Source organism: Aeromonas sp. FDAARGOS 1410 (assembly GCF_019048745.1).
GTDB classification, from domain to species: domain Bacteria; phylum Pseudomonadota; class Gammaproteobacteria; order Enterobacterales; family Aeromonadaceae; genus Aeromonas; species Aeromonas jandaei.
This window is the reverse complement of the sequence record NZ_CP077401.1, coordinates 1,285,617-1,303,933: the sequence shown is the minus strand read 5'-3', so window position 1 is coordinate 1,303,933 and position 18,317 is coordinate 1,285,617. Positions and strand designations below refer to the sequence as shown.

The window sequence follows — 18,317 nt, the reverse complement described above, 5'->3', positions numbered from 1 at the left end:
TGTTGCCTGAAGCTCATGTTGCACTACCAAACAGTGTCGGGCTGAAGGGATGGATATTGATGAATTGCCGTAGCACCTTACTGAGATGTTCTTTGTTCTCCGGCAGCATAGTCCTTGGCTCATACAGCGAATAGTCACCGTGGCTCATCAGGTCTAGCACCCGCTTATAGCCCGCGTGGTTGGGGTCGTTGGCCTCGGGCTTGATACACTCTTCCCACTTGGTATAGCCAAAAAAGCAGGCGGTCTGCTCCATCACTCGGCGCAACATATTGAAGTGATGGGTATAGAGCGCACCGGACTGCATGGCCTGATGTAATTCAACGAGTGACGATAGATGATAGAGAAACGGAGTGCTATCGGTTTCCTGAATTGTGAAGCCTCGCCCACGCCCCTCTTTTGTCAAAAAATATTTCCTCGACTTATTGATCTCATTGCAGAGAACGTTAAAAAACAACACATGATGAGTCGACACGACTACTCGCAGATCTCGCGGCTGCTCCTTCAGCATCTGGGCTAGATGGTGTGCGACCATCACTATGTTGCCCTCATCCAAGGATGACATTGGATCATCAATGTAGATATAGCGAACCCACTTGTATGCCTCAGCTTGGTCCAGCACCAGTTGAACGATGGCCAAGAAGAAGCACCAAATAAAGATGCTCTCTTCTCCTCGAGATACCTTGATCGCTATAGGGTCACCATTTTTGTCTCGTTCTCGGAAGAATAATACCGCTGGCGGCAACTTAATTTCGGTATTGTCTGTACGATCTTGCTTGCGGCGGTCGTAGTCGATGTAAAAGCTGAAATCACAATAGCGCTCCAAGAATTTGCCAATCTTTACTTCCATTTCAAGGTCACGAAGCCCATTGAAAAACTTCGAGTCAGTATTGAGCTCAAGCACTCGCTCTCGATCGTTCTCCAAGTCATTGTCCCAAGTGAATAGGTCCTCGGTATACGCATTGAAGTACAACGTATCGCGCTTCGTGACTTCGCCATTCTCGTCGACAATCTTGCCCAAATCTTTAAATGCGGAGGAAAGACGAGTCTTGCCCGTTCCGTTATAGGCATAGAGCAAAATAGGCTTCTTCACCTTCAGTTCACTGTGGAGATGCTCTGCCAACCAAGTCAAATTGAAGTAGCTCACATTGGCCATGAATTACTTATCCTCTAGTGACGGAAAAAGTTGTTGCATTAAGCCGTCTTTGTGGGTTTTAAATGATGCGAGTTTCTCCGCTTCGATAGAGATCAGCGTGTCGAGAGCGGAAAGAAAATCAGCGATCTGGTGCTGCTCGATGGACGTTGGCTTTGATAGTTCAAAAGAATTCAATTCGTCGGTGTTCAGCTTTCCAGTGCCGTGGCCAGCAATATCGACCATTTTTAACAAACGTTGCTTATTTCCACGCAGTAGCAGCGCCACAAACAGGGCGTATGTATCACCTTTTGGCAACAGCGCCTTTACGTCTTGATTGAAACTCATCTCACGGCGTAATACGCAAATGGGCACTTCTTTCAGTAAAGTCATTCCTCTCGCCAGCACAAGAACGGAACCAGCTGGTGCCATTTTGGCGCCATCGTTGACTGCTGCAGCCGAGATATGATCCTCTGAATCGTCTAAGAAGAGTCGCTTCATGTCCTTTGCAGATACCCAAGGAATCGAGCCATTCCAGAACTCCGGGTTAGCCTTCGAGGGTGTACCACCTGACTTGAGGCGTACCAGACCATTCAACGTTGTCGGCTCCCACCCCGGCGCATTGCGGAACTCGGGGAAGCGGAGTCGGGGTTGCGTCTCACCTGTGCGGGGAAAGATCTGTTGCATCAGGCCGCGCGTATAGCTCTTCAATGCCTCAACTTTCCGCCCTTGCGCGGCAATCAGCTCGTCCAGCGAACTTAGGCAGTCGGCGATTTTTTGTTGCTCCAGCGGTTTAGCCACTGGTATCCGTTGTTCCGAAAATTGTTTGTAGCTAATCATCTTCCCATCGCGTAATCCTTCGATGTTGCGCGTCAACTGCCGGATAAATCTCACTGACTTGAAGAGGGAGCGAAAGTAGCCATCCGAACCGTCCCCCTTTCTGCGAAGAATCACATAGGCAGGGCTACAGATTCCTCGATAGCTGGAATACTCAATACCTCCCTGAAAGGAACGGAGGCTGATGATGAAATCACCTTTTTCAACGACTTTGTAGCTTTCAATGCTCTGTTCAGTAACCGAGACGTGGTAATCAATTTTATCTCGCGGAATTGCGCCGTGTTCTTGGGTGATCGCAAGAATCGGGAGCGCTTCCGACGGTGATTTATTGTTTATCGCGTCGAACAGTTCGTCGCCATTTTTTAGATCCCATTCCTCTGCTTCTCGAAATTCCGGAAACCGCAACTTAGGTACTACAGTTGTCTTACCTATCTTCGCCATCACTTAATCCTCGTAAGCCTGCAGGCCTGAAATCTCCCTGCCTCCGGCACGCTTTTTCAGCATTGGAACCAGCTCGCCCATCAATGCCAGTTCTTTCTGGGTACGAGCCTTCCAGCCCAACTCCAGCGGTGCGAGCAATTCGGTGAGTTGTTCACCATCGAAGATCCGGCGCTCCAGCACACCATCCACAAAGCTTTGCAGTGCGGCGGCACTCAGCCCTTGACGAGCTGCGAGTTCGGCCAGTTCACGAGCAGCCTTCAGTGCTTTAAATTGCAGGTAACCGGTACGGATGGCTCGCTCATCCAGCCCCTCGCCTGCTCTGAGGCTCATCACGTATTCGGTTATGTCGTCGCGCTCGTCGATAAACTTGGCATCGCTGGCAATCAGGCTCACCAGTTGTTCGCGGCTCATACTGGACTTGCCCGGCGTTTTGGTGGAGAAGTCGGCAATCAGCTTCATGATGTAGTCGTAATCAATGGTCGCGGAGGCAAAGAGCACAAACTCAAAATCGAGCTGTGCAATAGCGTCGTCCTTGTCGTTGGCGGCTTGATGGCCTGAGCTGGCACGTTCATCGCGAAGCCGCCTGGCGGTTTCCAGATATTGGCCACGGAAGGCATTGAGCTCGTCAGGTGGTAGAATGGCCTGGATGGTGATTTCCTGCTCGGGCGTCAGGTCGGTGTATTGATCGAGCTGAGTTTGCAGCTTCTGTACCTCCTTGAATGCCTTAACGAATCCTATGCGAGCTTCATCGCCTTTGAGCTTGGCGATCTCTTCGGGTTTGCCGGAAAGCCCGTACGCCTGCATGAAGCTTTGCAGGGCGAGCTTGGCCTGCTGTAACTTTTCAATCACGACAGGGGCCTTGTCGACGAGCCAGATTTCACGCGCACGCGCTTCGTCCTTTTTGCCAGAGAAGAGCGCGATGGCCGAATCTACGGCATCCTGCTGGCCACGAAAATCGAGGATATGGCCATACGGCTTGGTGTCGTTCAGCACGCGGTTGGTGCGGCTGAATGCCTGGATCAGACCGTGGTGCTTTAGGTTCTTGTCGACGTAAAGGGTATTGAGGTACTTGCTGTCGAAGCCGGTGAGCAGCATGTCGACGACGATGGTGATGTCGATCTTGTGCTGTGCGGCGCTAGGGTTGGCTTTGCGCAGGTCAGCATTAAGCCATTGCTGGTCTTTAATCCGCTGTTGCACGTCCTGATAGTAGAGGTCGAATTCCTCGAGGCGATGGTTGGTGCCAAAGCGGACGTTGTAACTGGCGATGATTGCCGCGAGCGCGGCCTTCTTGGCATCTGGCTCCTGCTGGTTGTCTTCTAACTCGGTGGGCAAGTCTTCCTGCAGTTGGCGCACATCGGCACTTACATCACTGGGCGGTGAAAACACAGCTGCGATGTTAAGTGGCAGGAAATCGGCATTGGCCTGCAGCTTCTCGGCCTGGATCTCGTCAAACAGGCGGTGATATTCGATAGCGTCGTTGATCGACGCAGTGGCAAAGAGGGCGTTGAATTTGCGCCCACCAGTGGCGGCATTGTGCTTAGTTAGGATTGCCTCCACGATGGCGCGTTTGGCAAGTGTTTCGCCTTGCCTAGGTGGGTTTTCGCCATCGGGCTTGAAGTAATCAACATGAAACTTCAGGACATTGCGGTCTTCAATCGCGTGAGTAATGGTGTATTCATGCAGTGGCTGCTGGAAGAGATCCTCTGTGGTCTTGAGTGTTTTCTCTTCACCCGTGATCTGCTTGTAGCTTGCGTTCTCTGGAAAGATAGGAGTGCCAGTAAAGCCGAATAGTTGGGCCTTAGGGAAGAACTCTTTGATGGCCTTGTGGTTGTCGCCAAATTGCGAACGGTGACATTCGTCAAAGATGAAAACTATGCGTTTATCACGCAGCTCTTCAAGCTGCTCAGAATAGGTGGTGAGTCCACGTTTTTCGCGGCTCTTGTTACGTTTGCTGTTCTCGTTGAGCGCCAAGGCTAGCTTCTGGATGGTGCAGACAATAACCTTGTCAGCCGATTCATCCGATAGCAAACGGTTAACCAGCGCGTCTGTGTTAGTGTTGCTCTCGACGCAGCCTTCCTGGAAACGGTTGAATTCTTCCCTGGTCTGTCGGTCGAGGTCTTTGCGGTCTACGACAAACAGACATTTCTCGATGCTCGGATTGGCCTTGAGCAGAGTAGATGCCTTGAAACTGGTCAGAGTTTTGCCACTACCAGTCGTGTGCCATATGTATCCATTTCCGCTATTCTCATCAATGCACTTGACGATGTTCTGGACGGCATAGATTTGATAAGGGCGCATCATCAACAGCTTCTGTTCGTTGGACACTAGCACCATATAACGGCTAATCATCTGACCGAGAGTGCATTTAGGCAGAAAGGTCTCCGCGAATTCATCCAACCCGTTAATAGGAGTGTTATTGTGCGCGGCGAATTGGTAAATAGGCAGAAAGCGCTCGTCCGCGTTAAAGCTGAAGTGCCGCGTGTTATTGTTGGCGAAGTAGTAGGTTAAATCCCGATTACTGACGATAAACACCTGCATGAAGCACAGCAGTGTGCGGGTGAATCCGTTGCCAGGGTCATTTTTGTATTCAACGATTTGTTCAATAGCCTTGCGCGGATTGATGCCGAGGGTTTTGAGCTCGATCTGTACAACAGGCACACCATTGATCAGCAGGATGACATCGAAACGGTGGTGGCTATAGTCGGTGCTGATGCGCAGCTGATTGATCACTTCAAAGCTGTTCTTACACCAGTCGTCAATATTCACCAAGCTGTAGTTCAGTGGTGTACCGTCTTCACGGATGAAGCTGTTGCGTGTGCGCAAGAGCTGAGCGGCAGTGAAGACGTCCGGTGTGACGATCTCATCAAGCAGTCGGGCGAATTCTTCATCGGTGAGATTGACTTGGTTAAGCTGCTGGAATTTCTCGCGGAAGTTGGACTCTAACGATGCTCTGTCTCGAATGTCGGGACGCACGGTGTACTTTAATTCACCTAGCTTGGCGATAAGTGCCTGCTCGATCTGCTGTTCTGTGGTGGTCATGAATCAGTTTCTGCCATCATGGATGGGTGGGAGGTCGTTGTCAGGCGATATCTGTATTTGTACTTGGAGCTGCCCAAGCGCCCGACTTTGCTGGGCGGGATTATACCTTTTTAAAGATTATTCTCATTTGCTGTAATTCCAAAAAGTATCTCCATACGAAAGTCGTCACTCCAGCATGAGCATTTGAGCTTCCGCCGTTTGCAGATCGGTTTCGGATGATTCTGGGCCATATTCAACGCTATACGCTGCAACAGCGTAAAGACCTATCCTGCTCACCCGTAACCCTACAGCTCCGTGGACGAGCGGTGGGCTCAGCAAGCAGACAGCCAAATGCTCGGGGGTTAAAGCATTGCGCCAGCCAGCCCCATTTGAGATCCTCGCAAATGGCGAGTGGCACCTTCGGCCAATACCTTGAGCACAGCAGACATAATGGGTTCATAGCTGGGCAGGCTTTCTTTCATCAGGTAACCAGACCGAGAAAAAGGGCACTTATATTGCCACAACACCACAGCTGGAGTCAGTTGGTATCGATGTCACTGGGAACGACCTCAAAAAAAACAGAGTCACCAAAACAAAGGGAAGGCCACGAATTGGCCTTCCCCAAGACCCACACACTTATCACGGACGAGTAGGCGCAAAAATATTACCACAAGCGGATTTGTGATCACGCCTTGCTGCCAGAATTGGCTTCCATGTTGGTCGCAGGGTAAATTGCTAAGTAGAGATATCCATGGCTACCCAGGGTATCGGCTTCGCAGGTGAAGCCGCCGTGCTGGATAGTGATACAGTGCTGACGTTGGGCATCCAGTTCGCCGGTCAGCAGCTTAGCTTCCAGTGCCTTGATGATCTCAGGGAAAGCCTGGTCGAGCTTGTCTATCTGCATCTGGCTCCACTCACCGATCAGACTGGCTCGGTCAGATAGAAAATCGAGCTGGTAGCGACTCTGTATCAGACGAGCGCCAAAGCGTGGAGAGATATCACGCGGCAGACCCCAGCTGATGCTGGGGAGCGGAGTGAGAGCCTGGTGCTCTGGATGGTGTGTGGCAGAGTATGTGGGATGGGTTGTGGTCATGATTAGCGGTACCTCAGTTCAATATTGATGCGGGTGCCCGGCACGTTGTGGCGCAGGCGTAGCCTGGCCAGCTGCTCTGGGAGTTCGGTCAGGCTTGCTAGCCTCCCCCGATAAAGCCGGGAGAGATTGATGTAGTCGGGATGGCTCACGGTGATGGTCACCTGATGCCCCGGCTGCCAGCGGCTAAACAGGCGGGCTTTGGCCTCTTTGATGGTGGTGAGGCCGGGGGCTGGTAACGTCTGGCGGTTGCGCAGATGCAGTTTGTTGAGCTCGGGGGCATAGCGATGCACCTCGAGCCCAGTGATAAGACGGGTCATGTTCGGTGATTCCAGTGATGCAAAGGGCCAGCCTGGAAGGGCTGGCCCTTTATGCTGTTTGTGGATGAGCGAGACGGCGGGCCGTCAACGATCGCAGTCAGCCGTCTCATTGATAACCGGCTTGCAATTGAGACGGTCCAGCAGATGCAGCGAACCGTACTGGGCTACCAGTCGGTCTATGGCCATCTGGGCGCAGGCCGTTCTGCTGGGTTTATTCTCGGGTATTGCGTAACGCGCGGTGAGCCAACCGCCGAGCAGGGCAATGCGGTAGCCACTCGGAATGTGGGTGAGCGACGTACCGATACCTCTCCCATGAATGAGAAAGGGCACGGCTTGGCCGCCGATGTCGATATCGATGCGCTGGCCCTTGAGCTCGAAGGTAGTGAGCTCGCCGGTTTGCGGATGTTTGCCGGGCACCTTGATGGTGATGTTTTTCGCCATGTCACACCTCCGGTTTGGCTTCAAAATGGTGGGTCACAACGCCAGCCTCTGGATCAATGCTGATAAACGCCGGGGCTTGCGGGTGGTACTGGTAGAGCCGCGCCAGTTCAGCGCGAAACGCCTCGACGTTCGGTGCAATTACATGACTGGTATCCCCCTCGGCGTAGGTAAAGGTCTCCAGCTTCTCTGTGTGAATCCAGATACCGAAATACCAGGCATCTTCTTCGGTGTCGTACTGCTGCCAGCCCTGGGCCAGCAGCGTCCGGTCGTAGTAGTAACGGTCAGCCTGATGGTTACCCCGGTCGATGCGGCAACCCGTCACGGTGAGCTCAGGCGGGATACTGCCCGCCTTGTGAGCTTTCTTGACCCGGCGCAGCAGCTTGAGGGCCTTGGCTCTGCTGCGGCCATTACCGAGCGGTTGCGGCTGCCTGGCCCGTAATGCCAGGTGGGTCATTATCTTCGGTGCAGTGTTGTGGTTGAGCTGGCTGATAGCAGTGGTGAGTTGTCGGGCGGACAGAGTCTTGTAATCACGTAGGTCATGCATGGTGGGGTTTCCTTCAAATGCAAACAGCCCCTCGGCGTGAGGGGCTGTTAGAGGTCTGTGTGTGCTGGTGGCCTTGGCTCAGGTATGACTACTCCAATCCGGCTTGTCATTACTGCCGTGGTTGAAGTAGGCACCCACAATGGTGCGTCGCCACTCTCCAACGGGATAACCGAGGTCGTTGCACTCACGTTCCCACCACGCAAAGTTAATCTCGCGGGGCAGGTTGTCCACCATGTCCAGTGGACTCACGAACAGCGTGGTCTTGTGCATCGTTGGTACGGGCTTGATCTTGTCGGGGCCAGTGCGCTTGCCGGTCTCGTCATAGTCGTGTGCCCACTTCGGGAAGGTGAGCTGATAGGTAATGAGCCGATGCAAATCGCCATGTGCGCTCATTGCCTGAGCGACTGCGACCTGAGTGAAGCTATCGTTGAATTCGATCATTGGTGTTTCTCTCTTTCTGCAGGTGCACGGTAAGCCGCAGCCAACAGTGCAAATTGTTCGACCAGATAGCTGATACTGATGCCCAGTTCATCGCTGACCGCATCACCCAGACGATGATGCAGGTGTGCCATGTCATCGGCGATACGCTGGGCTATCTGGGCGGTTGAGCTCGGCGGTGAGCTTGTTACTGTCAGGGTGATGGAAAGGTTCATCACATCTCCCCCCAGGGGGCTTGCTCCCACAGTGACAACCGGGTCAGCACGTCTTGCGCGAGAGCCTGTTGCAACTGCTGTAGTACCTTCACAAGCCGAGGTGCCTGCTCAGGGCTCCCGCTCCATTCGCTCGACTGGTACAGGGCGCAGCAGGTGAATTTGTAGAGGGCAACCAGCTCGCTATCAGTGAGTGGTGCCTGGTGGTAACGGTGGGCAGGTTTAATCTGTCCCAGCTTGGTCGAGCAGTGCTGGCGTGGTTCTTTGTGGTCCTGCTGACGCCCCAGCTGATAGCGATGCCAGACTGCCCGCCGGTTGGCTAGCATCATCAACCGTACCAGCCGGTCTACCCGCCATGTCCAGGTACTGGTGACCTCCATTGGTGAGTTCCACCAGAGGGCGCGCAGCAGCTCAAGGGTGTAGTGCGGTGGCATGGGGGCATTGCAAAAGCGGTGTAGCTGCACGGCAAAGGCCAGGTAATCCTGGCGGTCGATCATGAAGGCAGACATGGGCATAGTTCCTTGAAATGCAAAAGGCCACCTGCAGTGAGGTGGCCTTGTTGGGGGGATCGGAATATCCGGATCATGGTGTTGGACCTGATGATCCTGGTTTGATGATCCGGGGTATTGGGTGGAAACGTGATCGGCATGCATGTTATTCGGCGATCGGTATACATGTTATTGCTGTGCCCGCGCTGCGTCTGGGTAAGCCACATCGAACAGGATGGCGTAGAGCGCACAATCAATGCCGTTAACGGCATCGTGATGCGGGTAATAGGGCGGTGCGTCTCTGAATCGCTCTAAGTAGTCTCCAAAGCAGCTGAAACACTCGCGTATCTCGATGGTGGAGCCTTGCAGCAAGGTCTCTTTAAGCTGCTTGGCATAACGCCGGTCATCACGTGCCTTAGTGACGACCTCTCCAGCAACGTCAGTGCATCTTCGTTGCTGACGGCTGTCAGGCTATGGCGCAGCTTCTCGATCGTCTCCTCTAAGGTATAGGGATTGGGTAATTGCATGGTGCTTGTCTCTTCTGGACACTCATTAGTGCCGCAACTGATGCAGCAGCGCATCAATGGCCTCGATGCAGTCGGCTTGGGTGAGTTGATAGCCGTTAGGCAGGTGAGCCACTATGGCTGGCTCGGCCTGCATCTCGACGTTGTCTGCCAGCCAACAGCGCAACTCGATGAGGATATCGAGGGCGGTGAGGTGTGACTTACCTGGGGGCTGGTTCATAGCAGACCTCTTTCGGCCAATGACACCACGCCCTCCGCACCGACCACCAGATGGTCGAGTAATCGCACATCGACCAGGGCCAAGGCCTCTTTGAGGGCCTGGGTGAATACCCGGTCTGAGTGGCTGGGTTCAGGGTCACCGCTGGGGTGATTGTGCACCGCGATGATGGCCCCGCAATTGAGTATCAGGGCCCGCTTGACCACTTCCCGTGGGTAGATGCTGGCGCTGTCGAGGGTGCCACGAAACAGCTCCTCAAAGGCCAAGACACGATGTTGGGAGTCGAGGAACAGTGCGCCAAACACTTCGTGCTCCCGGTCTTGCAGCAAGGTTTGCAGTCGCTCGGCGGCCTCTGTGGTACTGGTGATGGCGGAGCCTTTAGCTAGGCGCTTGCGAGCAATCTGGTTAGCGATACGCAGCAGGTCTTGCTCGGTCACCGGTTCGGTGACGACATAGGTACCGGGGCATTCACCGGCTTTGAGTTTGTGGTAACGCATGGTGGAACTCTCCAAATAAACAAAACCCCGACATGCTTCATGCGTGTCGGGGTTAAAGGTAGAGCGGTTGTTGGTTCACTTTGAGGGTAGTTCAGTGGGCCGTAGTGGTGACGCCTTCCCTGGTGGTGGGTTCCTGCTTAATCGGCATTAGTGGTCCGGGGACCTGCACATTGAGCGGGATAGCCAGTGCGAGGCTCAGCCGTTCCGCCAGTTCATAGGCAGGGCCGATGCTGTCGTAATCAGCAACCCAGGTGGCCAGTGCCAATCCGTTTGCTTCCACGGCCCGTAGATAAACGCTGTAGCCCTGCACGGTTAGTCCACTGTCCTGCACTACTTGCGTCTCCCCTTCCCGATTGATGGCCTCCAACTCAACGGCTATCGGTTGTTTGAGCATCAGCCCCCCTCAATCACCATTGACGGTGACGGTAAAAAAGCCCAACTGCGCGTAGGCGAGGAAAGCGCCTTGCCACATGTGAAAGAGTTCATGGGCTTCTGTTGGCGGCAGCGGTCCCCAGTCTTGCAGATAGTGCTCACCATCAAGGAAGTTGAAGTCGAGCTCCTTGCAGAGCTCTGCATCCGGACCCAGCCCCTGATAACTGAAGTCGGTGACATAATCAAACAGCCAGCCATCAAGGCCACGTATTAGGCGGAGCTCGACTGGGTGCACGCCGCCTTGCTCGGCGCTGTAGTCGGGATTGCGAAAGTTGAAGGTCAGTTGGGTTAAGCGCTCGATATTGAGCTCGGTTTTAGCGACTTCCTGGTCGAGCAGAACCAGCAATGCTTGGGCAACGGGCAGGGCAAAGCCGTCCCGGAAAAAGGGAATGGTCATGGAGTTCTCCGCATAAAGGGTTGGGACTAGCGCAGTCGCCAGGGCAGAAGCCAGGTTGGTAGCTTGTTCGTCAGCGGTGTGAGTAGTGCGGGGAACGTAGGCACGGTGGTGCGGATCGGCGGCAGGGGCGTTTGTGCAAGCGTGATGGCTAGCAAGACGGTACTCCACGCCTGGTCTACCTGCTCACTGTGGTGCACACCCTGGATACACCAGGTCACGAAGTGCTCGCAGTTGTTGAACTGCAGGTTGTAGGCCCGCTCTCCCAGCCGTTGATGCGCTCGCGCCAGACTTTCGCTGGGGCTGTAGTAACGGTGGCTGTATTCACGCAGGTAACAGTCGCCATTGCCTGTAAATATCTCCAACGATGAAACAATAATCCGCCCAGTCACCGGGCCTTCACTCGAGAAAGGGCCGGTATAGTGAATGACTTGGTTATTGCCCGCGTAGAGACCGTGATGGTCGTAGCCCCATCGGCTTACGACCAGATGGTCACCAGGTTTCATGTCTGCTCCTTTTAGAAAACAAAGAGCCCGGTACGAGACCGGGCATAGCGAAGTGGAGTGGGCTCATTCGAAGGTGTAACCGGTATCTCCCCGGTCGGTATGAATAACCACCTCCAGTACTCGGCACAGCGGTGTTGACTTGAGGGTGAACCGAGTTTGCTGTCCAAAGTTCATCGCAACAGGGAACACCTGCTTGATGTACTCTGGTTTCACCCTGTCTTTACTGTCGAGACAGGTACGCCATTTAACGCGACCACTGACACAATCATCACTCGGCACTTCCCGAACCAACTGACACTGGCCACGGTTGATGGTGATGTCATTAATCGTGATAGGGTCATTACGAGACACAACCTGCAGTACGCCCTGTTGTGCGCGAAGTTCAAAGTTCAAGGGGACGGCGGCTGGCTCAGGCTCCGGAGCCGGGAAGGCGCAGCCAAAGGCAGCGTCTGTCGCAGCGGGCAGGGCCTCTTGTACACCCGCTACCGGCAGCTCAACAGTTCGGTCATCCTGGGTGATGGCTTGCAGCGACTTGGCTGTGCGCAGCGCGGCCCACATGTCATAGAACGCCTTGCTGTCATTCCCTGCCACCATGCTCGGTAGCGGGGGGTAGGTATGGCCATCGATGCGTAGCCAAACGGTTTCAGTAGGTGCTTGGCCTGCTTGGTTGAGTTCGATGCGGCTAAGCTGGCCCATCCGGCATGAGAGATAGAGATAGGTCTCGTCGTCGACCGTTGCCGAATACTCCGTCACCCCCTGACCCCAGCCATCGTTCCAGCGGCCATGGTCGCCAAATGCCAGTACGGCAGGCGTCAGCAGTAAGCCCAGCAGGGCTATTATCCATTGATGCATCCCACACTCCTTACACGGCATAGCCGAGGATATTGTTCATAAAGCCCTGAAAGGCGAAAAAGCCGATCAGTGCCCCGATGGCCTGTGGCCCCATCAGCCAAAACACTTTGGCCTTGAAGGTCTCGACTGCACCGCTGGTCGAGATCCAGTCCGGGTGAGTAAAGCGGCGAAACCACTCCCCGATACACATGCCAACGCCAGTGAAGAGCGTGCCGAACACGAAGGTGGCGGTCAGCCCCCAGAATCCAAGCCAAGGAGCTTTGCCGGTCCAGGCAATATTGATGGTCAGGGCCAGAAAAAGCAGGCCCGCGATAACAAAGTAACGTTTCATGGTATTTCCTCAATCGTGCGTAAAAGGCCCCCCTGCCAGCACCAAAGCGCTAGCCGTCATGTAGAGGGGGAATAAGGGAAGTCGGTTGCCGGGCTGAAGTGCAAAGCCCCATCAATGCATCAGGTGAAGCTCGGCGGATATGTGGGGTATAGAGCTGGTCTTCGTGGTGTTCTCTCCTTGTTTATTGTTCAGTTGCTTTGAGGATGCGCTGTACGCTGGAAACGCTGATCCCCGCCTGCCTGGCGGTCTCGGCTTTGGTCAGCCCGCGTGCCAGCAACGCCAGCACCTCATTGCCTTTGGCCATGGCGGTCGGTTTGCGTCCCTTGTAGACCCCCCGCTGTTTGGCCAACTCAATCCCCTCGGCTTGCCGCTCCAGCATCAGCTCTCGCTCGAAGGTGGCGATAGCGCCGATCATGGTCAGCATCAGCTTGCCGGTAGGGGTCGAGGTGTTGATCCCCAAATTCAAAATCCTCAGTGCCACCCGCTTGCTTTGCAGGTACTCCGAGATCTCCAACAGGTGACGGGTGTTGCGAGCCAAGCGATCGAGCTTGGTGACTAACACCACATCCCCCTCACGCACAAAGTTCAGTAACAGGGCTAATTGGGGGCGGTCATCCCTGGCCCCGCTGACCTTCTCCTGAAAAATCGTGCTGCACTCAGCCAGTGCCTGAAGCTGGGTATCCAGGCTCTGCCCGACGGTACTCACGCGTGCATAACCCACCAGTGCCATGGTCTCCTCCTGGTCAATAGGGCAGGGTACACTGACGCCACCAGCCAAAAGCCCCAAACAAACCCTATTGACCTGAAAATTGTGCCGATTTCGTGTGAGTCATAAGGGCCTGACCTATTGACTCAATGCCAGTCTTTGAAGCTGAAATGAGAGCGTTATGTGAGCGCTATCCCGTGGTGGTTCTGATGAGCAGGGTGTGAGAAAGGGCATTGATGGGTGGAGGAAAGTAAGTGGCCGGAATTGGCTCAAGGGCAGGGTTAAATTCGTCATGACGGGTCTCCTGATGTAGCGGGTTCGGTGTCCCATATTCGTCAGGCGGTAATATGTGTTTGAGATATGCTCGAGGTGAGATTCATGGGGGATATTGCTGACACACTTGCTCGTATATAAAGACACGTGAAGCTCAACTAAGGCAAGAGCAGGCTACAATACCTTATCCGTAAATATTTACAGAAGCACAAATGTATTGGCTGCAATGCCAATAGAAACGAGCCACTTGGTATCTGACAGTCAATAGGCTGTGATTACCTACCCTGTTAGCTAGGTAGATATAGAATGTAAAGGCTTTGCGTTATCGGACTTCACATCGACTATTTCCTACGCCTTTATGCCGAGAGGCCCGTCGTAACATGATCCCGATTGCTGCTTGTAAGGGGCTTTAGTTACAGCTAAACAGCGGGGGGCGTTCCACATCCCATGCCTTTGTCTGTAGTGGTCAAGTAAAACTGGCCACGGTTTTATAAGCAGCCCAATACTGCCGCTCGGATTCATTTGGTGTCAAACCACCGTTGTAGTGATGGGGACGAATGTTGCTGTAATAGCCCATCAAATACTCACTGATACTCTCCCTGGCATCGACCACTTTTTTGTAGCCATGTTCAGGAACCCATTCACTTTTCAAACTACGAAATAGCCGCTCCATCGGCGCGTTATCCCAGCAATTACCTCGTCGACTCATGCTCGGTTTTATCCGATACCGCCATAACAGTTGTTGATATCGACGACTGCTGTAATGGCTGCCCTGATCAGAGTGGAACATCACCCCCTGTGGTTGTCCCCGTTGCTCATAGGCCATGGTCAGGGCCTTCATCGTCAACTCACTATCAGGTGCGAGCGAGAACGACCATCCAATCGGTTTCCTGGCAAACAAATCCATTACTACCGCCAGATAGCCCCAGCGTTGGCCAGTCCAGATGTACGTCACATCGCCGCACCACACCTGATTGGGGGCCGTCACGGCAAACTGTCGTTCCAGTAAATTAGGGATAGTGACATGCTCTTGCTGTGCCTTACGGTACTTGTGCTGTGGTTGCTGGCGACTCACTAATTCCAATACTTTCATTAGCTTACTTGCTCGATAACGACTGAGAGGCCATCCCCTCTCAGTCACGATCCCCGCTATCGTGCGTGCGCCAGCAGACCCATTGCTGAGTTCATACGCACGGCGTATTTCGCTGCGCAGTTCGACAAGCTGGGGAGAAATGGTCGTTACCCTGCCAGCCCAATATTTATAACTGCTGCGGTGGATCCCGAACACCTCGCAAACACGGGCAACTGCATGGCTCTGCTTGAGTTTCTCGACTAGCGAGAACTGTTCAGGGAGTCGGACATCAAGAGAGCAGTAGCCTTTTTTAGAATGGTATTTTCCTCTTCCAAGCGACGTAAGCGCTTTTCTAGCTCACGGATCCGAAGTTGTTCTGGAGTCAGAGGTGTCGCCTTGGGAGAATTCCCAGCCCGCTCGGAACGTAATTGACGCACCCATAGTTCCATGGCTGATTTGCTAACGCCCATCGCTTCGCAGGCAGCGCGAATGGCGTATCCCTGGTCTAGGACGAGCTGCGCGCACTCGAGTTTGAACTGAGGAGTAAAAGTACGTCTTTTTGATTGCGTCATCATGCCACCTGTCAGTGTATGAGGTGAGAGTATCACCTCTAATCAGGTGGCCAAATTCACTATGCCACTACAGTCTACGCTTACGGTGACGACCCCATGCACCGGGCGCCTCCCCCGTGAAATGCTCTACAGCGCAGGTAATCACTGGAGCTTACTAACTTGTATGTAGGTGTTTGGAACCCTAACTTGTGCATTTTTCACTTTAATTTCGTCCTGAACCGGTTGGGGAAAAAGCCTGCTGGCGTGACCGAAAAAGTCTCGTTACCCTCCTTCTCATCATCAAACGGGAAGGAAGCTCACATGTCAAATCACAGCCAAAACAAGCTACTCAGAGTTCGAGAAGTCGCAGAGAAATTGGGTATCTCTCGCTCGACCCTATATGACTGGACCAATCCAAAATCCCCTCGGTTCGACAGTACATTCCCTCCCAAGAAAAGGCTGGGAAGAATGGTTGTCGGGTGGATGAGTAATGAGATCGACGCATGGTTGGAGGGGCGCAACAATAGCTGCTGGTCAACACTTAACTTTGAATAGTAACAGCGTAGGCAAAAAGCAAGGCTAGGCTTGCCATATTGAGTATGGCCGCCTGTAATTTACAGACGTCAAGAGCAAGAGCTATATGGGTTTATTTGATATCTACCTAATCTCTATACCAGTGTCTATCTAATAGCAGTCCTGCCACACGGCATATATCGGCACCCACAGTGCCGTAATACAACCACACGTTACACACAGGCTGTACTTATTACAGCCCTGGGTAAGCTATGCGCATTAAAAGCATGAGGACCATATATGAGCGCAGATAAAGCAGCGCGTAAATCGCTGCATGCTATTCCACATAGTTCAGAATGGGAGGATTATCAGGCCGCTCCAGACCTATTGGTTAGCACCGCGTTGAAGAGCGCTCAGAAGCTCTCCAAAGCGTTGTTTCATCTCCTGCCTACAGAGCCAAAGGCTTGGGAGCATCGAGAGTTTAAACGCGTTTGTAAGTGGCTAAAGCCTATGCTGGAGGCTTCTACACTGCTAAGGACAATGAGACAGTTCCGACTGCATCCTGACCTGGAAACATTCCTCGGCTACCCGGTGCCTGCGGAATTGGTCGATCTGCTTCGGTTACCGGCTCCGTTGCCCCCTGCTGCAAGACAGCGGTTGGAGGCAGGGCTCCAAGAGTACGTAACGCTATTACGTGAGAAGCTCAGCACACCGGATCATCGTAAAGCTGTACACCGCTTTATGCTGGGGCCCAAGAAGAATCGTGCTAGCCTGCTCCGTTATATTGATGCGCTCTTTGAGCGGCATCAGAAGCTGCTCGTACTACGTATTGACTTGCACTATCAGGAGCGGAGACCACTTAGACTCCGTCACTCCCCAGACCAGCTACTCGGCCAGTTTCGCCGACTCCTGAACAACCGAAAGAACAACCGTATCTTTGATGACTTTGTAGGGTATGCGGCTAAGTTGGAGTTTGCTCCTCGTACGGGTTTTCACTTGCACTGCATGTTCATCTACAACGGCTCCGAGAGACGTGAGGATGTTGTTATCGCCCAGCAGATTGGGGAGTACTGGTTACAGCTGGCTGGTGAGCAGGGACGTTACTTCAACTGCAATTACTACAAGCGCAGCTACAAGGAGCCTGGGATCGGATTAATCCGCTACACGGACAGTAAGCTGCGCAAAAACCTCGAGCTGGTCATCGACTATATGACCAAGCCGGAACTGTACATGAAGCCCCCCACCGGGGAGGGGCCGAAAGGGGGCACAGGTAGAGTATTCTTTCGTGGAGAGCTCCCGAGCAAAACCCAGGCCAAGCCTGGTCGGGGGCGTGACCGGACGTATGTCAGGCCCGAGTATCGCCGTCTAGGGAAGTACCTTTGCTGGAGTGAGAGTGAGCTGGAAAACTTGCTAGGTGAGTGATGGGTCGAAAGGAAGCCTGGCAAGGCTTCCTAAGCTAGCAGCCCTTTCCTGCGGGTTCACATGCCACCAAATGAGCTCAAAAGGACCCCACCCACCAAAGCCAAGGGGCGGTCTATTCCCAGTCCCAGTATTCGCTGGACTGTTTCGTCGCCGGAATATGCTCTTTGATAGCCTGTGAGGCTGTAATGTTCATCGGGCTGACCGATAAACTATCCAACCATGCACAGAACTCAGCTTCAGAACGCACAGTTGGCGGTGGGCGGGCGGTATCTTTGTGCTTAAAGTCGTAATGTAAACTGCCGCCAGGCTTGAGCCAGCGCTCGAGGTTCTTGGGTGCTTTACTTGAGAGGTCTGTGAAGTAGGCTTCTCGTTCGTTTTGGTCTTCAGGCGTGATGTTTTTTCCCCAGCGAAGCTGACCTAGCTTAACTTCTTCTATCAGTTTGTTAGCGATGGCATTTGCAGCCGCGTCGACATCTTTGTTCCACCCTTTAAAGCCTCCTTCTGCTGTCTTACCACTGGGCTGCAGTTCTGTAAGCAATTCTCGGGCTCGTGCTTTAACCTCGGCTAGTTTGTTTCCTCCCCGTTGAGCCTGTGCTTGTTTGCTTAGTGAGAGGAAGTAAAAAGCAGTATCGACAACACCGATGTAATAGCTGGCTTGGGTGAGGTTGACCCATGCTTGCTCATACCGTTGCTGCCGGAAGTCTAAGTAGGCCAGTCGTAGATATAGGCGAGCAGGCATCAGGATTTTAGGGCAATTTACATAGTGCCCCTTTTCTGATTCAAACAAAGGTAAGTCAGTTGGCTTAGGCGCTTCACCGTGAATTTGCCAAGCACTTAGCCGCCGTTCGTTACGAAGAAGAACGCTACAGATCTTCGCCGTTTGCAGTAAGTCGGCTCGGGAAACAAACCCAAACTTGAGCAACTTGTTTTTTAGATCATGTGCCGCACCATGGAGGTGTTTGAGCTTATCGCGCAGTTTAGTGTCATCACGGTTGGTCGTTTCCATGTGTGTTCCCAGTTGGTACTACATGCTCTACTGAGTACCACACCGAAAACGGACAGTTAAGGC

The 18,317-nt window shown here is 53.3% G+C and carries 22 protein-coding genes; 2 read left to right on the top strand and 20 right to left on the bottom strand.

Annotated features, from left to right (window positions below):
- Positions 1 to 13 precede the first annotated feature (13 nt).
- The 19 genes from I6L40_RS06300 to I6L40_RS06210 form a co-directional block, all read right to left on the bottom strand.
- Positions 14 to 1,153 carry an AAA family ATPase gene (locus I6L40_RS06300; RefSeq protein WP_216995160.1) on the bottom strand — a complete coding sequence of 380 codons (1,140 nt, stop codon included), beginning with the start codon at positions 1,151 to 1,153 and terminating at the stop codon, positions 14 to 16.
- Between the two features lie 3 nt (positions 1,154 to 1,156).
- Positions 1,157 to 2,407, bottom strand: coding sequence for a restriction endonuclease subunit S (locus I6L40_RS06295; RefSeq protein WP_216995159.1), 1,251 nt, complete (start codon positions 2,405 to 2,407; stop codon positions 1,157 to 1,159).
- 3 nt (positions 2,408 to 2,410) lie between these two features.
- Positions 2,411 to 5,446 carry a type I restriction endonuclease subunit R gene (locus I6L40_RS06290; RefSeq protein WP_216995158.1) on the bottom strand — a complete coding sequence of 1,012 codons (3,036 nt, stop codon included), beginning with the start codon at positions 5,444 to 5,446 and terminating at the stop codon, positions 2,411 to 2,413.
- 664 nt (positions 5,447 to 6,110) lie between these two features.
- Positions 6,111 to 6,518 carry a type IV toxin-antitoxin system YeeU family antitoxin gene (locus tag I6L40_RS06285; RefSeq protein WP_254204084.1) on the bottom strand — a complete coding sequence of 136 codons (408 nt, stop codon included), beginning with the start codon at positions 6,516 to 6,518 and terminating at the stop codon, positions 6,111 to 6,113.
- A 2-nt stretch (positions 6,519 to 6,520) separates the two neighbouring features.
- Positions 6,521 to 6,835 carry a hypothetical protein gene (locus I6L40_RS06280; RefSeq protein WP_179903375.1) on the bottom strand — a complete coding sequence of 105 codons (315 nt, stop codon included), beginning with the start codon at positions 6,833 to 6,835 and terminating at the stop codon, positions 6,521 to 6,523.
- Positions 6,836 to 6,919: 84 nt separating this feature from the next.
- Positions 6,920 to 7,276 carry a hypothetical protein gene (locus I6L40_RS06275; RefSeq protein WP_216995157.1) on the bottom strand — a complete coding sequence of 119 codons (357 nt, stop codon included), beginning with the start codon at positions 7,274 to 7,276 and terminating at the stop codon, positions 6,920 to 6,922.
- A 1-nt stretch (position 7,277) separates the two neighbouring features.
- Positions 7,278 to 7,820 carry a hypothetical protein gene (locus I6L40_RS06270; RefSeq protein ID WP_216995156.1) on the bottom strand — a complete coding sequence of 181 codons (543 nt, stop codon included), beginning with the start codon at positions 7,818 to 7,820 and terminating at the stop codon, positions 7,278 to 7,280.
- A 78-nt stretch (positions 7,821 to 7,898) separates the two neighbouring features.
- Positions 7,899 to 8,261: a hypothetical protein gene (locus tag I6L40_RS06265; RefSeq protein ID WP_064336609.1), complete on the bottom strand. Its 363-nt coding sequence runs from the start codon at positions 8,259 to 8,261 to the stop codon at positions 7,899 to 7,901.
- A complete protein-coding gene (locus I6L40_RS06260) occupies positions 8,258 to 8,473 on the bottom strand; it encodes a hypothetical protein (RefSeq protein WP_139740100.1) in 216 nt (71 codons plus the stop codon). Before I6L40_RS06260 ends, I6L40_RS06265 begins: the two co-directional genes overlap by 4 nt.
- Complete coding sequence (locus I6L40_RS06255; RefSeq protein ID WP_216995155.1) at positions 8,473 to 8,979, bottom strand: hypothetical protein; 507 nt, start codon at positions 8,977 to 8,979, stop codon at positions 8,473 to 8,475. Before I6L40_RS06255 ends, I6L40_RS06260 begins: the two co-directional genes overlap by 1 nt.
- Before the next feature lie 531 nt (positions 8,980 to 9,510).
- The gene (locus tag I6L40_RS06250) at positions 9,511 to 9,702 is read right to left on the bottom strand and encodes a hypothetical protein (RefSeq protein WP_216995154.1); all 192 of its coding nucleotides are present in this window, start codon (positions 9,700 to 9,702) and stop codon (positions 9,511 to 9,513) included.
- Positions 9,699 to 10,196 (bottom strand): DNA repair protein RadC, encoded by a 498-nt coding sequence (radC, locus tag I6L40_RS06245; protein ID WP_216995153.1) that lies wholly within the window; start codon positions 10,194 to 10,196, stop codon positions 9,699 to 9,701. Before radC ends, I6L40_RS06250 begins: the two co-directional genes overlap by 4 nt.
- A gap of 91 nt (positions 10,197 to 10,287) precedes the next feature.
- Positions 10,288 to 10,590, bottom strand: a complete 303-nt coding sequence (locus I6L40_RS06240) for a hypothetical protein (RefSeq protein WP_216995152.1) — start codon at positions 10,588 to 10,590, stop codon at positions 10,288 to 10,290.
- 9 nt (positions 10,591 to 10,599) lie between these two features.
- A complete protein-coding gene (locus I6L40_RS06235; RefSeq protein ID WP_216995151.1) occupies positions 10,600 to 11,025 on the bottom strand; it encodes a DUF2787 domain-containing protein in 426 nt (141 codons plus the stop codon).
- Positions 11,026 to 11,051: 26 nt separating this feature from the next.
- Positions 11,052 to 11,528, bottom strand: coding sequence for a lecithin retinol acyltransferase family protein (locus I6L40_RS06230; protein WP_069554323.1), 477 nt, complete (start codon positions 11,526 to 11,528; stop codon positions 11,052 to 11,054).
- A gap of 63 nt (positions 11,529 to 11,591) precedes the next feature.
- A complete protein-coding gene (locus I6L40_RS06225) occupies positions 11,592 to 12,380 on the bottom strand; it encodes a hypothetical protein (protein ID WP_203130893.1) in 789 nt (262 codons plus the stop codon).
- Positions 12,381 to 12,390: 10 nt separating this feature from the next.
- Entirely contained in the window at positions 12,391 to 12,711 is a 321-nt protein-coding gene (locus I6L40_RS06220; RefSeq protein ID WP_128297177.1) for a hypothetical protein, read from the bottom strand.
- Positions 12,712 to 12,892: 181 nt separating this feature from the next.
- The gene (locus I6L40_RS06215) at positions 12,893 to 13,441 is read right to left on the bottom strand and encodes a recombinase family protein (protein WP_216995150.1); all 549 of its coding nucleotides are present in this window, start codon (positions 13,439 to 13,441) and stop codon (positions 12,893 to 12,895) included.
- Positions 13,442 to 14,156: 715 nt separating this feature from the next.
- Positions 14,157 to 15,334 (bottom strand): IS3 family transposase gene (locus I6L40_RS06210; RefSeq protein ID WP_216995149.1). Its coding sequence is split into 2 segments (ribosomal slippage): positions 14,157 to 15,076 and positions 15,076 to 15,334, totalling 1,179 coding nucleotides; the frame shifts between segments, so codons are not numbered across the junction.
- A gap of 300 nt (positions 15,335 to 15,634) precedes the next feature.
- On the opposite strand from I6L40_RS06210, the gene I6L40_RS06205 reads away from it, so the two are divergent.
- Together I6L40_RS06205 and I6L40_RS06200 are read left to right on the top strand one after the other, a co-directional pair.
- Entirely contained in the window at positions 15,635 to 15,868 is a 234-nt protein-coding gene (locus I6L40_RS06205) for an AlpA family transcriptional regulator (protein ID WP_080602820.1), read from the top strand.
- 258 nt (positions 15,869 to 16,126) lie between these two features.
- Positions 16,127 to 17,248: an inovirus-type Gp2 protein gene (locus I6L40_RS06200; RefSeq protein ID WP_216995148.1), complete on the top strand. Its 1,122-nt coding sequence runs from the start codon at positions 16,127 to 16,129 to the stop codon at positions 17,246 to 17,248.
- A 112-nt stretch (positions 17,249 to 17,360) separates the two neighbouring features.
- On the opposite strand, the gene I6L40_RS06195 is transcribed toward I6L40_RS06200, so the two are convergent.
- The gene (locus tag I6L40_RS06195) at positions 17,361 to 18,254 is read right to left on the bottom strand and encodes a hypothetical protein (protein WP_216995147.1); all 894 of its coding nucleotides are present in this window, start codon (positions 18,252 to 18,254) and stop codon (positions 17,361 to 17,363) included.
- Positions 18,255 to 18,317: the final 63 nt, after the last annotated feature.

Coding starts and splice junctions, on each gene's coding strand:
- I6L40_RS06195 (WP_216995147.1), bottom strand. CDS start 18,254: ATGGAAACGACCAACCGTGATGACACTAAACTGCGCGATAAGCTCAAA.
- I6L40_RS06295 (WP_216995159.1), bottom strand. CDS start 2,407: ATGGCGAAGATAGGTAAGACAACTGTAGTACCTAAGTTGCGGTTTCCG.
- I6L40_RS06215 (WP_216995150.1), bottom strand. CDS start 13,441: ATGGCACTGGTGGGTTATGCACGCGTGAGTACCGTCGGGCAGAGCCTG.
- I6L40_RS06300 (WP_216995160.1), bottom strand. CDS start 1,153: ATGGCCAATGTGAGCTACTTCAATTTGACTTGGTTGGCAGAGCATCTC.
- I6L40_RS06235 (WP_216995151.1), bottom strand. CDS start 11,025: ATGACCATTCCCTTTTTCCGGGACGGCTTTGCCCTGCCCGTTGCCCAA.
- I6L40_RS06285 (WP_254204084.1), bottom strand. CDS start 6,518: ATGACCACAACCCATCCCACATACTCTGCCACACACCATCCAGAGCAC.
- I6L40_RS06200 (WP_216995148.1), top strand. CDS start 16,127: ATGAGCGCAGATAAAGCAGCGCGTAAATCGCTGCATGCTATTCCACAT.
- I6L40_RS06260 (WP_139740100.1), bottom strand. CDS start 8,473: ATGAACCTTTCCATCACCCTGACAGTAACAAGCTCACCGCCGAGCTCA.
- I6L40_RS06255 (WP_216995155.1), bottom strand. CDS start 8,979: ATGTCTGCCTTCATGATCGACCGCCAGGATTACCTGGCCTTTGCCGTG.
- radC (WP_216995153.1), bottom strand. CDS start 10,196: ATGCGTTACCACAAACTCAAAGCCGGTGAATGCCCCGGTACCTATGTC.
- I6L40_RS06290 (WP_216995158.1), bottom strand. CDS start 5,446: ATGACCACCACAGAACAGCAGATCGAGCAGGCACTTATCGCCAAGCTA.
- I6L40_RS06265 (WP_064336609.1), bottom strand. CDS start 8,261: ATGATCGAATTCAACGATAGCTTCACTCAGGTCGCAGTCGCTCAGGCA.
- I6L40_RS06205 (WP_080602820.1), top strand. CDS start 15,635: ATGTCAAATCACAGCCAAAACAAGCTACTCAGAGTTCGAGAAGTCGCA.
- I6L40_RS06220 (WP_128297177.1), bottom strand. CDS start 12,711: ATGAAACGTTACTTTGTTATCGCGGGCCTGCTTTTTCTGGCCCTGACC.
- I6L40_RS06275 (WP_216995157.1), bottom strand. CDS start 7,276: ATGGCGAAAAACATCACCATCAAGGTGCCCGGCAAACATCCGCAAACC.
- I6L40_RS06230 (WP_069554323.1), bottom strand. CDS start 11,528: ATGAAACCTGGTGACCATCTGGTCGTAAGCCGATGGGGCTACGACCAT.
- I6L40_RS06280 (WP_179903375.1), bottom strand. CDS start 6,835: ATGACCCGTCTTATCACTGGGCTCGAGGTGCATCGCTATGCCCCCGAG.
- I6L40_RS06250 (WP_216995154.1), bottom strand. CDS start 9,702: ATGAACCAGCCCCCAGGTAAGTCACACCTCACCGCCCTCGATATCCTC.
- I6L40_RS06225 (WP_203130893.1), bottom strand. CDS start 12,380: ATGCATCAATGGATAATAGCCCTGCTGGGCTTACTGCTGACGCCTGCC.
- I6L40_RS06270 (WP_216995156.1), bottom strand. CDS start 7,820: ATGCATGACCTACGTGATTACAAGACTCTGTCCGCCCGACAACTCACC.
- I6L40_RS06240 (WP_216995152.1), bottom strand. CDS start 10,590: ATGCTCAAACAACCGATAGCCGTTGAGTTGGAGGCCATCAATCGGGAA.